The 12,817-nt window shown below is 48.9% G+C and carries 12 protein-coding genes and 1 riboswitch; of the genes, 5 read left to right on the top strand and 7 right to left on the bottom strand.

Annotated elements, in window-relative coordinates; all coding sequences use genetic code 11:
• Positions 1 to 116 precede the first annotated feature (116 nt).
• Positions 117 to 926, bottom strand: a complete 810-nt coding sequence (locus BCF53_RS15930) for an energy transducer TonB (RefSeq protein WP_132703161.1) — start codon at positions 924 to 926, stop codon at positions 117 to 119.
• Positions 927 to 1,029: 103 nt separating this feature from the next.
• Positions 1,030 to 1,242: riboswitch (cobalamin riboswitch) on the top strand.
• A gap of 11 nt (positions 1,243 to 1,253) precedes the next feature.
• Between BCF53_RS15930 and BCF53_RS15925 the strand changes: the two genes are divergently transcribed.
• The 3 genes from BCF53_RS15925 (at position 1,254) to BCF53_RS15915 (ending at position 5,893) form a co-directional block, all read left to right on the top strand.
• Positions 1,254 to 3,179 (top strand): TonB-dependent receptor, encoded by a 1,926-nt coding sequence (locus BCF53_RS15925; protein WP_132703159.1) that lies wholly within the window; start codon positions 1,254 to 1,256, stop codon positions 3,177 to 3,179.
• A gap of 11 nt (positions 3,180 to 3,190) precedes the next feature.
• Positions 3,191 to 4,432 (top strand): hypothetical protein, encoded by a 1,242-nt coding sequence (locus BCF53_RS15920; protein WP_132703157.1) that lies wholly within the window; start codon positions 3,191 to 3,193, stop codon positions 4,430 to 4,432.
• 147 nt (positions 4,433 to 4,579) lie between these two features.
• Positions 4,580 to 5,893 carry a hypothetical protein gene (locus tag BCF53_RS15915; protein WP_132703155.1) on the top strand — a complete coding sequence of 438 codons (1,314 nt, stop codon included), beginning with the start codon at positions 4,580 to 4,582 and terminating at the stop codon, positions 5,891 to 5,893.
• Between the two features lie 77 nt (positions 5,894 to 5,970).
• Here the strand turns inward: BCF53_RS15915 and BCF53_RS15910 are convergent, their stop codons facing one another.
• From BCF53_RS15910 to ubiU, 4 genes are all read right to left on the bottom strand, one after another.
• On the bottom strand, positions 5,971 to 6,279 hold the full coding sequence (locus tag BCF53_RS15910; protein WP_132703153.1) for a flagellar basal body P-ring protein FlgI: 309 nt from the start codon (positions 6,277 to 6,279) through the stop codon (positions 5,971 to 5,973).
• A 467-nt stretch (positions 6,280 to 6,746) separates the two neighbouring features.
• Entirely contained in the window at positions 6,747 to 8,303 is a 1,557-nt protein-coding gene (locus BCF53_RS15905; RefSeq protein WP_243645849.1) for a TrkH family potassium uptake protein, read from the bottom strand.
• Entirely contained in the window at positions 8,300 to 9,178 is an 879-nt protein-coding gene (locus BCF53_RS15900) for a U32 family peptidase (protein WP_132703151.1), read from the bottom strand. The genes BCF53_RS15905 and BCF53_RS15900 overlap by 4 nt, the downstream gene beginning before the upstream one ends.
• Before the next feature lie 11 nt (positions 9,179 to 9,189).
• Positions 9,190 to 10,185, bottom strand: coding sequence for a ubiquinone anaerobic biosynthesis protein UbiU (gene ubiU / locus BCF53_RS15895; protein WP_132703149.1), 996 nt, complete (start codon positions 10,183 to 10,185; stop codon positions 9,190 to 9,192).
• Positions 10,186 to 10,310: 125 nt separating this feature from the next.
• On the opposite strand from ubiU, the gene ubiT reads away from it, so the two are divergent.
• Together ubiT and BCF53_RS15885 are read left to right on the top strand one after the other, a co-directional pair.
• A complete protein-coding gene (gene ubiT, locus BCF53_RS15890) occupies positions 10,311 to 10,868 on the top strand; it encodes a ubiquinone anaerobic biosynthesis accessory factor UbiT (RefSeq protein ID WP_132703147.1) in 558 nt (185 codons plus the stop codon).
• An 88-nt stretch (positions 10,869 to 10,956) separates the two neighbouring features.
• Entirely contained in the window at positions 10,957 to 11,844 is an 888-nt protein-coding gene (locus BCF53_RS15885) for a LysR family transcriptional regulator (protein WP_132703145.1), read from the top strand.
• A 346-nt stretch (positions 11,845 to 12,190) separates the two neighbouring features.
• On the opposite strand, the gene BCF53_RS15880 is transcribed toward BCF53_RS15885, so the two are convergent.
• Together BCF53_RS15880 and BCF53_RS15875 are read right to left on the bottom strand one after the other, a co-directional pair.
• The gene (locus tag BCF53_RS15880; RefSeq protein WP_132703143.1) at positions 12,191 to 12,472 is read right to left on the bottom strand and encodes a peptidylprolyl isomerase; all 282 of its coding nucleotides are present in this window, start codon (positions 12,470 to 12,472) and stop codon (positions 12,191 to 12,193) included.
• Positions 12,473 to 12,483: 11 nt separating this feature from the next.
• A complete protein-coding gene (locus BCF53_RS15875) occupies positions 12,484 to 12,801 on the bottom strand; it encodes a hypothetical protein (protein ID WP_132703141.1) in 318 nt (105 codons plus the stop codon).
• Between the last annotated feature and the right edge of the window lie 16 nt (positions 12,802 to 12,817).

Here is a 12,817-nt window from a genome sequence, read left to right as displayed (position 1 = left end):
AGCCAGGGCTTCAAGTTGCTCTTTGTTCATAGTGCTTATCCTTAGCCTTTGCAGGCAATGATGATAAGCAGTTACACAAATTTATCTACAGGCTCCTAACCGGGGCTTTCTTATTCCTACTGAAACACCACCGGAATCTCCACGTTACTCTTCACCTTAACCCCCTTCACATCCGCCGCCTCAAACTGCCATACGGCCGCCTGGGTTAAAGCCGCATCATCCAGCACCAGTTGACCGGAAGATTTATAGATAAACAGACCCTGAATTTCTCCGGATTCATCCACCAGCCCGCGTAACACTACAGTGCCTTTCAGGCGTTTTCGCTTTGCCTCTAAAGGCTTAACGACCACGGGCACCTGGCCTGCGAACTTCGCAGCAGAGTATGCACCATCGTAATAAAGGGTTATTTCCTCCGCTACCGGTGCTTCAGATGTGCTTGCTGCACTGCTGGTTTCAGGCTCCATAATTTCTGCTTCTGCTTCTGCTTCTGCTTCTGCTTCTGCTTCTGCTTCTGCTTCTGCTTCTGCTTCTGCTTCTGCTTCTGCTTCGGTGTTAGCGGGCGTCTTTGGCTCTACTTCCGTCGGTTCAGCCTCGGTTTTTATTGTGGGGGCTATTGCTGAAGGTTCGACAACAGGTTGCTCAACCGACTCTGGTTTTGCTGATTGGCTTTTTGGCACAGCAACATCCGTAGGTGCCACGCTTACCTGTGATTCAGCAACCGTGCTTATTTCGTTACTCACTGCTGGCTGTTCTGCCGTACTTGGCTCAGGAGCCGGGCTGGTCTTTTGAGGTTCTGCAGTAGCGGGCTTGGTTGTCTGATTTTGCTCGGTAGGTGCAGTAGCCTTGCGGACTTGAACATTGACGGTGGCAACCTTGTCTACTGCCGGTTCAGATTTGAAATCCGGCCAGCGTACAAAAAATAACACTGCAAAATGCAGCAGGAGTGACAGCGTGAGGACCACTGCTATCGACCGTAGGTCGTACTTTTTGTGTAAAGGAAATGTGTTGACGGGTTCGGTTGGCACTCTATAATCGCTGCAAAATTCAGGTGACGTTGTTACTTAGTAGCGTGTTTAAACGGGAAACCAGTGTAAATCTGGTACTGCCCCCGCAACGGTAAGAAAGAGTAAACCATCGGCATTAAACAAACCACTGCGAAAGCGGGAAGGGTTAATGGCCGACAGCAGGCATGTCTTGCTGGCTTTTTCGAGTCCGGATACCGGCCTGATTCATTCTTTGAGTACGGTGGGTGCATGTTTCTAAAGGTTCTTCGCGCAGGTAGTGCTGTTGCATTACTGATCAGCGTATTACAAACCTCTTATGCAGAAGACGACGTCAGTACACTTTCAACGGTGTACTCCGAGTTTGTGCCTGCCTATACCACCTACCCAGAGTTTTCGACATCCGCGGTTACCGTAATCTCCAGTGACGACTTTAGCGCCAGCGACATCACCGTGGCTGATGTTTTAGAGCAAGCCCCCAGCGTACAGATTCAGGAAACCGGTGAAACCGGTAGTTACTCGTCTATACGTGTTCGTGGCGCGCCCAGCCAGCAAACGCAGATTTATATCGATGGTGTTATACAGCCGAATGTCGCCGGTGAAGGTGGCAACCTGAATAACCTGTTACTGAATGATGTTGAGCGCATTGAGATTTATCCGGGTAGTTCGCCGACGTTGCTGATGCAGGGGAGTCCGGGTGGGGCGGTGAATATTGTGCGGAAGCAGAATACCACTAGTGCTAGTCATTTACTTTTTGAACTCGGTAGTTTCGATCATGTTCGTACAGCCGGAGGCGGTAACGTTGTTGACGGTAATTGGAGCAGTAGCGCCAGCTTTGAAGTTCTGAATGTTGAAAACGACTTCGAATTTACTAATGACGCGAATACGCCGGACGACGACTCAGATGACTATACAGACACGCGAAGTAACGCTGCCTACCAGTTGGCTAATATTACAGTAGCGACTAGTTATCAACAGGATGAAAACCAGTACTCCATCGCATTAAGTTACTTCGAAAGTAAGAAAGAATTACCAGACTATCAAAACAGTGATATTGAAGAAGCCTATTACGATCAGACTGATATTAGTGCTTTGTTTTCTGCGAACCTTAATCAATGGGCTGAGGGCGTTGATTCGTCCATCCGAATTCAATTGTTGGATAATCAAGGTCACTACTATGATCCTGATTCGGCAATCGGTTGGAACGCTAATGATAGTGAAGATCAACTGTTAAGTGCTCAGATTAATCAAACGACATCTAAATCTTTGGAAGCAGGCGTTGTTTCGCTGAGCAATTCATTGAGTCATGATTGTTTCACTCTGGAAGACTCTATCGAGGGGACAACCGTCGATGCAAGTCGAAGTCAATTTTCTTCAGCGCTTTCTTCTGAATGGTTCATTAACAAGCTAACCGCTACTGCCAGTCTAAGGCACCTAATATATCGTGATGACTCCGGTGATGAGTCAGACAGCAGCAATCTTTATGGCGGGCAGCTTGGGTTGCGGTATGACCAAAACAAGGTAAGTGTCCAGTCGGGTCTGCAATATTCGTATCGAGTAGCTAATTTAATTGAACGCTATGGCAACATCGGTTCATTTGTTGGGAATGATGAACTAGAAAACGAACAGGCTATCAGTACTGATATTGCATTCGGGTATACAGCGAACTCATACCAGACAAGCTTGACTGCGTTTTACCGCTATAGTGAAAACCCTATTATTGCGATTTACAGTTCTGGCGGTGTTGGTCAATACATCAATCTTGAGAGTGCTGAGTATATTGGGCTTGAATGGCAGCTGGAAAAGAGCTGGCAGACCATTCGCTTGAGTAGCATTGGCTCCGTGCAAGACAGCATTATTCATTCACAGGTTTCCAGTTACGATGGAAACCAGGTTCCTGGTTATTACCCACTATCCCTTAAACAAAGCATCAGTTGGAATGTCACTTCAAGTTGGCAGGCTGGCTTAAGCCATGTTTACGAAGATGGGCTCTATTATGACCGGGCAAATTCAACTAAAGCTCCAACTAAAGAGGTTGTGAACGCAGAGCTGGTATGGCGTAAATCGCCTTGGCAGCTCTCAGCGAAAGTTGAAAACCTTTTTAATGACTATTACCTCGATTACGACCGCAAGGTAGTACCAGGTCGTTCATATACGATCACACTTGAATTTAAATAAGGAGTTAGAGTTTGAAAAGATTACTTTTAGTTGGGCTGACCTTAAGCCTGCTCGGTTGTTTCGATGATAGCAGTAGTACTTCTGGTGATGCCTATATCGATGCTAGCCTGGCCATCGCTACGCAAACATCAGACTATGAAACCTCTGACATTGCTCTGGCCAACTATGACGACAATAACCAAGTTATTGAAGGTGACCTTGCGACAACAAACCCGGCGGATATCGGAATCACTATTTACAACGGTGATGTTTACCGGATTGGTCGTTACGGCTATGACAATTTAACCAAGTTTTCCTGGGATGCTGACTTAGAAGAGCTTGTTTACCAATGGCAATATAGTGTTCAGGCTGATGATGGTACTGGTAATCCTCAAGACTATATAGTTTATAATTCTAATGTTGGTTATATCTCACTGTATGATTCAGCATACTTACTGAAAGTGAATCCTTCGGAAACTAATGCAGATGATTTTATTCTCAGTGAGATCAATCTGTCTCAATTTGCTTACTCTGGAACCTATCCGAACATGACCGATATGGTAATCGTGGGCGACAAACTTTATGTTTTGTTAGAGCGCCTTGATGGGTGGAATGTGGTAGATGAATCGTGGGTTGTGGTTTTGGATGCTGAAACTGGGAATATTGTTAAGCCAAATGATAGTTCCAGCATTTTTGATCCAAGTATGGATACGCTAACGAGTGACTATTACATCAATCTTGGTACTAGTAACGCGGGTAACTTCTCAGTTTATAACGACACCGTCTATGTTGTAGGGCGCGGAGATTATTACAATAGTGCTGGCGCCAAAGCTGACGACAGTGCCATCGTTTCATTTGTTCCAAATGATTCCGGAGATGATATTGTAGTTACAACGCTTATAGATGAATCCTATGATGATGGCAGCATTACTATTGAAGGTAATATCTACAGCGTTAATGTGAATAACGATGGTGATATTTACTTCTCTACATATGTTTCCTGGGGAAGCAATAATGTTTACTTTGCTGATAGCTTGGGTGGAAACGTAGCTCAGATAGACTTGGGTGATTCCAGTTCTTATAACGTTTCAGATATCGCCAATGGTGGCTCTTATGTATATATTTCAGTTCATGCTCAATTTGACGGCACCGAAGAGCCCGGTATAAAAGTTTTTGATCCAACGACCTCTGCGGTTAGTGATCGCTTGTATGGTGTGGAGGATGACCTGTTCATTCAGACCACCTACAACCCAACCCAAATCGAAGTCTTTTAATCAAAAGAAAATTTTAAAAAGGGAGCTTAGCTCCCTTTTTTATCCCCGCAAAATGTGCAAAACCCGAACGCTCTCTTTACGTAACAGCCGACCCCAAGCCCAAGCAACTCTATATCATTGCGCCCAATTTACCTTTGGAGTTCTGCAATGAAAAAACTGGCCTTAGCCATTTCGCTATTCACCCTGTGCAGCTGCATGGAAGGCGATTTGAATGTCACCACCGATATGGATGGCTTTGAAGAGCGGTTAGTGCTGGCGGCGACCAATTCCAGTGGCTCCAAATCTTACGTCATATTTATTGGCGATACCGATGAAGACGAGGATGTGGTGTTTGGGGATGAGTCCAATGAGGGTGAAGAGGCGATCACCACCGATGATATTGTGATCTCGGTATACGATGAAGACGCCGACTACGTTTACTACCTGAATCAGGACGACGATGAAATTGCCCGTGTTTACTACAGCGATAGCGCTGAAGAGATCTGGCTTTCTAACAGCATGAGTGTTGAAGCGAAAGACGGTGAAGGTAACCCATATGACTTCTTAAAACTCAGCAGCACGATGAGTTATGTTGCGCTTTACGATTCTAAATACCTGATTCAGGTTGATACTTCCCAGGCAGATGAAAGCGACTTTATCACTAATCAGCTGGATTTATCTGACTTTACCTACAGCTCCAGTCATTCGAAGGCGGTCGATCTTGTTGAAGCCAATAATCTGACCTACGTCTTGCTGGAAAAATGCAGCAATGAATACTCCTGTGTTGTACTGGTCGATGAAAACGACGATGACGAGCCCGTTTTTGTCTCACACAATGAAGAGCAGGAAGAATATGACCCCAGTGAAGACAGTGTCAGCAGCATTACCCTCTCAGATTATTACATTAATTTAGGTGTGACTGGTGCAACTCAAATGCATGTGGAAGATGATTTGGTCTTTGTTGCTTCGCCCGATGGCATTGTTCGTATTGGCGATGTATCCGGTGAGTTTGATGCTGACGATTACAACGACGGTGAAGAAAATTACATGGTCACAATGTTAGTGGATGCAGACTACGCCAATGACGATGTTGATGATGGCGTGGGTTATCTGGAGGGTGAAATTGACAACCTGGTGCTGATCAGTGATGACGAGTTTTACTTTTCCACCCTGGTGGATACAGAAGATTACAACGTCTATCACTATACCAAGAGTGACGACAACGATGATGCCTATGACGACGAAGACTACACCATTGAAGCGGTTACTCTGGATGATGATGGCAACACCTATGAAGTCTGCAGCCTTGGTTATGATTCGTTTTTCGATCACGTTTACATTGGCATCGGGGCGTCTACCGGTTCAGATGAAGATGGCCTGATGACGATCGACCTGTACGGTGACGAGGGCGAAAACGCGGTTGATGAGGATCTGTTTATTGATACCACCTATAAACCCACTCAAATTGAAGCACTGAATTAGCCCGCTCTACAGCGGTAACCAAAACAGAAAAGGAAGCGATGGCTTCCTTTTTGTATAGCGTCGCTCTGGCCCCTTCGCTAATCCACATCTAGCTGCAGCAGGGCGGCGATAAAGGCAACCCGGCTGCTACTGTCACGCGGTGCCTGCACCAGAACCCGTCCGCTGTTTTGCACAATCACCATCTTTGGCCCTAGCCATTCACTGACCGCCTTATTGATGTTGTTCGCAGTTTGATAGCTGGGGCTATGAAGATCCAAGCGAATGTAGTCATCGCTGATGTTTTCATTCGACTCTACATTCAGCCCGTCAATCACAGTGACCAGGTTGCCTATGGGTTCGGCGCGGGCCACAGAAATGAACAGCAGGATGAGAATAATTCGGTACATAAACTAGCTTCCTGTCGCAGTCGTTTGTTGAAAAGTTTAGCAGCCAATTCAAACGGCAATGAGTCTCATCCTGATGTTCATGAATGGACTAGTTAATAAACCATTAAAAAATTTTGTTTTAGCCGGTGTAAAAGTGAGTAACTTGCGCTGAAAGCCTTTTAGTTACCGCACCCGAGCGATGTCAATCGATTTTTTCCACTAAATGAGTCGTTCACAGAACGTTTTTGAATTTCAATTTGGCAAGGTTAATTAATTCAATATAAATAGCTCTAAGTTATTGTTTTTCTTTGATTTTTAAAGTTCGAAACAGCGCTGATTAAAATTGAAACAATCGCCAGAGTCCCCGTATTCTGGGGGCTTAGCTAAGTTTTAAAAAGATTATCCAAAGAGTTATCCACAGATTCAGTGTGTAACTTTTGAATGAGGCTTTGTTGTGCGTTTTTTGTACCAAAGCACCAATTTAGTGTTTAGTACTTCCAGAATTTGGGCAGAAACAGCACCAAAATGGTGAGGTATTCCAAACGGCCGAGTAGCATTGCAAAGGCCAGCAATCCGGTACCGAAATCGTTCACCGGTATGAAGTTACTGGAAAGCTCGCCAAAGGCCGGGCCGGATACATTCAAACAGGCACTGACGGCCGATATAGACGACCACAGATCCAAACCGGTGGTCATCAACAGTAGGGTTAAAACCACGGCAGAAAGAATGACAAAGAAGATAAAGGCGAGCGTATTGCGGGTTACGGAATCCTCTACAGCTTTGCCCTGATAGCGAATGGAAAATATACCGTAGGGATGCACCAGGCGGCGGATTTCGCGACGCACCAGCTTGAACAGGATAACAATGCGGATGATCTTGCTGCCACCGGCGGTTGAGCCGGCACAGCCACCCAGATAGCCACTGACCACCAGCAGAAACAGCGCGGCTAACGGCCAGCTGGTGAAGTTTTCTGCCCCGAAGCCGGTGCTGGTCATAAAGGAGATCAGTAGAAAGGTGGCGTGATTCAGTTTGTGCAACGGGCTTTCATCGGTAATTGAGCTGTAGATGGTGGCAAAAACCGCCAGGCTGAGAGCGGCAACAATAATAAGAAAGGTACGGGTCTCTTCGTTGTGCCAGTAAATAGAAAACTTCTTGCTGTGGAAGAAGTGAAAGTGCAGCGCAAAGTTAAGTGCGCCGGCAATCATGAAGATGTCGCTGATAATGTAAATCAGCTCACTCTGGAAATACCCCAGGCTGTCGTCATGGGTAGAGAAGCCGCCGGTGGAGACGGTTGAAAAGCTGTGGCTGATGGCATCAAACCAATCCATACCGGCAAAGTGATAAGAAATGGCACACAGTACGGTTATGGCACCATAAACAACCCACAGGTACTGCGCAGTGCTGACGGTGCGCGAAACCAGTTTATCGTCCTTCATCGGGCCGGGAACTTCCGCTTTCAGCAGCTTCATGCCGCCGACGTTTAACGCCGGCAGTACGGCCACAACAAAGATAACAATGCCCAGCCCGCCCATCCATTGCAGAAACTGCCGGTACAGCAGAAAGGTGGGGGGCATGTCGTCGAGCCCGGTCAAGATGGTTGAGCCGGTTGTGGTTAAGGCACTGAAAGATTCAAACACCGCGTCAACCGCACTGACCTTTGCGACTTCCGCAATGGGGATGGCCGCGCACAGGCCGGTAATCAGCCAGGCAAACACAGCAAAGAAGGGGGCAACGCGCACCTTAATAACAATCGGGCGGTGCTTCACCACAAGCCATAACAGGAACGCCACGGCGGAAAGCTGCGCACCGGGCACAACGAAGACGTTGCGCTGATGATCGTGAAAGATAAAAAGCGACAGATAGCCAAAAACAATGAACATGACGCCGACGACGGTCAGCGGCAGAATTGAAAGTGAAACAATGCTGTGCAGGTGCACCATCGCATAGCTGTTGCCGGGCCAGCGAGGGTTAAAGCCTGAGCGGTTTTTTCGGGTTTTGCCGGTGTTCTTGCGCTCAGACTGATCCAGTTTCGCGTAAAGCGTCACAAGCTCGCCATTCCTTCTTTTCCATACCAGTAGCCATTGCAGTATGACGCAGAGGAGGCCGGAGAAGCCAGACCCGTTTCGCCGGAAAGTGCTCGTGCATAAGTATGAATAATTTCCGACATATCCGGCTGGCTGGGCACAACACGAACCGCATCAACACCCATGTCTGCCAGTGTGGGCAGCTCGGCGAGTAAATCCAGAATCAGGCCGCTTTGGGTTTGAATACCATTGAGGTTGAACAGACGCTGATCTTCACGGCTGTCGACCGGGATGCCGGTCGGGTACTCAATGCAGACCTTTTTGCAGGCGTCTTTAGGGCGGTCAACTGCGCGTGCGGTAAAGCAGCGGGCAGAAAGCGCCAGCGGCAGGTAGCCGTGCACCATCACTTCGGTTTTTATATTGAGTTGCTCGCGTTTAATATCGGCCAGCAAGTCTGAAAGTTCTTTTTGGCCCAGCTCAACCGGCAGAGTCCAGCGGCTCAGGCCATCCTGAGCGAGCAGCTTCAGGGTTTCAACATTGTAGATATTCAGGAACGGCCCACCGGTGAAGGCCTTGCCGTTCTGGTACAGATATTCGGCAGCACTGAGGTCGTTGGCTTCAACGGTGATATCAGATTGCTCACACAGGCTGCGAATGGCTTTCAGTTCCGATTCCGCTTCGACCAGAGCCAGTGTGCTGATCGCCACCTCTTTGCCGGCGGCCTGCAATTGCCTGGCGATGTCGAGCCAGTCTTCGGTGCGCATTTCGCGTCGCTTTGAGCAGACGGTTTCACCCAGGCAAATACGGTCTACCGGCCAGCTTTGAGCCTGTTGATAAAAATCGAGTACAGTTTGTTTTGGCCAGTAAAAAGGAATAGGCGCAAGAGTCAGTTTCATATTCGTGTTCCTTATTGCCAGTCGCGTTCGTAAGCGCCAATCGTGGTTTGCGAGCCTTCGGAAACCTCCAGTAGCTGGCTGCGCCATTTTTCATCCACAGTGAAGGCATCCTGATTGGCCATGTAGTGATCAATCGCCTGACGCCAAACCTTAACCACCTGACCGACATAGGCCGGGCTGCGCTGGCGGCCTTCAATCTTCAGGGCTTTAACGCCGGCGGAATGCAATCGCGGCAGAATATCCATGGTGTTCAGGCTGGTGGGTTCTTCCAGCACGTTAAACTGCTTACCCAGGGCCTTAAAGCGGCCCTTGCACAGGGTTGGGTAGGCTGCGTTTTCTTCTTTGCTGTAGCAGTCGATCAGCGCCCCGTTCAGGCGGGCATTGAGTTCATCGCCTTTGTTTTCCCAGGAGACATATTTAGCCGGAGAGCAGGCGCCCACCGTATTGGGGGATTCACCGGTCAGGTACGAGCTTAAATAGCAGCGGCCCTCGGCCATGACGCACAGACTGCCAAAGGCGAATACTTCCAGCTCTACCGGGCTGCTATCGGCCAGCGCTTCTACCTGTGGCAGTGATAACACCCGCGGCAGCACCGCGCGTTTGATGTTGAAATGGCGTTTATAGAATGAAAGCGCTCCGGCATTGGTGGCCGAAGCCTGTACCGACAGGTGCAGGTTTTGCTGCGGGTGGTTTTTGGCGACATGCTCAAGTACGGCATTATCGGCGGCGATGATGGCATCGGCACCCAGCTCTACCGCATAGTCTGCGGCCTGCTGCCACTTCGACCAGTTTTCGCTGTTGGCAAAGGTGTTGATTGCAATAAAAAGTTTTACGCCTTTTTCCCTGGCAAGTGTCAGCGCCTTTTGTGCCGCCTTATCATTAAAGTTCAAACCGGCAAAATGGCGGGCATTTGTTTCGTCTTTAAAGCCCATGTAGACTGCATCGGCACCGTTTTCAACAGCCGCCTTAAACGCATTAAGACTGCCTGCAGGACAAACTAATTCCATTGCTTTCTCTTTGGTAAAAAAAGAGGCGAGTGTAATCCTGCTGGGTAGAGCCGCATTGATGAGTATCAATATCGAGCGGCCGAAGAATGAGTAGGGTCGTGCTTTTACCATGAGTGATACCGATAATGGCATTTGATCCAACCGGCCTTTCCAAAGACGTTCTGGCAAAACTGAACGAGACAGTTAAGCCCAAAGTTCAAAAAGTAACCCGCACTGTTAAGCCGATTGAGCGCCTGGCTTCCGGCGGTTCTATTGTGCTTTCCGGCCTGCCGAAATCGGTTCAGGCGCAGGCGCTGGCACCGGTTTTAAACCACGCCCTGGCTGAGCTGATCGAAAACGGCGATTTTGATTTTCTCGAAAACCGCTGCTGTGCTATCGCCGTGCGTGACCGTAATCTGGCCTGGCACATTGGCTTTGATGGCGCACGCCTGCTGGTCGATCCGGAGCTAACGCCGGATGTGGTGATCAGCGCGAACGTTCCTGCTTATTTGAATCTGATCAGCCAGCATGCCGACCCGGATACGCTGTTTTTCCAGCGTAAGCTGTCCATTGAAGGCGATGTGGAGATGGGCCTGAACGTGAAGAACCTGCTGGACGCGCTTGATGAAGACGATTTACCCGCCGTCTGGCGAAAGGCAATGGCTGCCCTGCGGCAGTTGATCGGTTTGGAAGCCGACGAATAAACTGTATAGAGCCTCGTTTAAAAAGACCGATTAGGCGTCTACAGTTATAACAATAATGAAACTAATAAAACGCATCAGGTAAATTGATATGAAATTCAGCCTCCGCCAACTTCAGGTTTTTTATCTGGTCGCGACGCACAATAGCGTGTCACTGGCGGCCAAAGAACTGGATATCAGCCAGTCGGCAGCCAGTATGTCGCTTTCCCAGCTTGAAACCCTGCTGGATAAACCCCTGTTTACCCGAAAGGGTCACCGCATGGAGCTGACCAGCTGGGGTGAGTGGCTGCGGCCATTGGCGCATGATTTACTGGCCACCGGTACCCGCATTCAGGCTGGTATGCAGGATATGGATCTGGTGAGTGGCTCTATGGCATTAGGCTCCAGCCAGACACCGGCACTGCACCTGGTGCCACAGCTGATCTCTCAGCTGGATAAAGACTTCCCGAGGCTCGCCATTGAGCTGGGTGTTGAGAATACTGAGCACGTTATTGATGGCTTGCTGGATTTCCGTTACGACCTCGGCCTGATCGAAGGCCACTGCGATGATGAGCGTGTTGAGCGCAGCATCTGGTGCAACGATGAGCTGGTTATTGTGGCCTCCGCCGATCACCCGCTTTCAAGCCTGGATGAGGTTTCTTTTGAGCAGCTCAGCCAGGAGCGCTGGGTACTGCGTGAGCCCGGTGCCGGTACCCGCGAGGTATTCGATCTGAATATTCACAAGCACATTGATCAGTTGCAGGTACACCGTGAATACGATCAGGCCAGTGTGATTCTGGAGCTGGTGAAGAATGCTGAGTACCTCAGCGGCCTCAGTTCCCGCTCGGTTCAGCCGTGGGTGGATGCCGGCGCGGTGTGCATACTGAACGTGCCGGAATTAAATATGGAACGGAAGTTTTCGTTTATCTGGCGTAAGCAGGATTCCGAAAACCCGGCCAGGGATATCGTTATCGAAGCCGCCAGAAAGCTCGTAGAGTAACCTCTAATTTCACACCCGGAGTTACAGGGTGGCCTGCAACTCCCGCTGGCATCAAGCCGAACCACTAGCATCTAGCATCTCACGTCTCACATCCAACGCCTCACGCCTTCAGCCACGCGCCACCACCCGGCACTTCCTGCTTAGGTGTTCGGGAACTCGGCCTTCGGCCTCAAACACCCCTCGGCACCTGCGCAGAAAGTTCCGGCCGGTAGCTCTGATACACCTTGCGTCTAGGATCTAACATCTAACATCTAACATCTAACATCTAACATCTAACATCTAACATCTAACATCTAACATCTAACATCTAACATCTCACGTCTCACATCCAACGTCTCACATCCCCCTACGTCCTAAAAATCGTCTGAATAACATGAAAGCCAAACTTGGTCTTCACCGGCCCGTGAATCTCTAATACCTTCTTCTTAAACACCACATCATCGAAGGCTTTGACCATCTGGCCGCGGCGGAATTCCCCCAGGTCACCACCTTTTTTACCCGATGGGCAGGTGGAGAATTTCTTCGCCAGTTTGCCGAAGTCTTCGCCTTTATTCAGGCGCCTGATGATGTCTTCAGCCTGTTCGCGTGTTTTTACCAGTATGTGCCGGGCGCAGGCGGTATTAGCCATGAGGGTATCCTTCAGTAGATAAGAGTGCCGAGTGCAATTGATGCGACGATGCCGGGAATGCCGGCAATGAGAAAGCGAAACGCCCAGCTGCTGGCGTGCATAACCAGTTGTGGGTCGGTGATGATGACTTCATTGCGGTTCCATTCTTTCTTAACCCGTTTGGTGCTCAGCCGCATGATGGTCGATACACACCAGAAGAAAATACCGGTCAGGAACAGAGCATCGACCGGCTTAACGCTGCTCATGGCGGGTATCAGCCAGTAACAGAGGGCCAGTAGGGCTCCGGCAATGGCATTGGCTATTAGGGTGAACGTAACAATTTGGCGCATGGCTTTTGCTTAAGGG

The organism is Reinekea marinisedimentorum, from assembly GCF_004341165.1.
Lineage (GTDB): Bacteria > Pseudomonadota > Gammaproteobacteria > Pseudomonadales > Natronospirillaceae > Reinekea > Reinekea marinisedimentorum.
This window is presented reverse-complemented; position numbering and strand designations above follow the sequence as displayed.

Excerpts from the sequence above, each read along its gene's own strand:
- BCF53_RS15925 (WP_132703159.1), top strand. The coding sequence starts at position 1,254 with ATGTTTCTAAAGGTTCTTCGCGCAGGTAGTGCTGTTGCATTACTGATC.
- ubiT (WP_132703147.1), top strand. The coding sequence starts at position 10,311 with ATGGCATTTGATCCAACCGGCCTTTCCAAAGACGTTCTGGCAAAACTG.
- BCF53_RS15880 (WP_132703143.1), bottom strand. The coding sequence starts at position 12,472 with ATGGCTAATACCGCCTGCGCCCGGCACATACTGGTAAAAACACGCGAA.
- BCF53_RS15900 (WP_132703151.1), bottom strand. The coding sequence starts at position 9,178 with ATGAAACTGACTCTTGCGCCTATTCCTTTTTACTGGCCAAAACAAACT.
- BCF53_RS15915 (WP_132703155.1), top strand. The coding sequence starts at position 4,580 with ATGAAAAAACTGGCCTTAGCCATTTCGCTATTCACCCTGTGCAGCTGC.
- ubiU (WP_132703149.1), bottom strand. The coding sequence starts at position 10,185 with ATGGAATTAGTTTGTCCTGCAGGCAGTCTTAATGCGTTTAAGGCGGCT.
- BCF53_RS15885 (WP_132703145.1), top strand. The coding sequence starts at position 10,957 with ATGAAATTCAGCCTCCGCCAACTTCAGGTTTTTTATCTGGTCGCGACG.
- BCF53_RS15875 (WP_132703141.1), bottom strand. The coding sequence starts at position 12,801 with ATGCGCCAAATTGTTACGTTCACCCTAATAGCCAATGCCATTGCCGGA.
- BCF53_RS15910 (WP_132703153.1), bottom strand. The coding sequence starts at position 6,279 with ATGTACCGAATTATTCTCATCCTGCTGTTCATTTCTGTGGCCCGCGCC.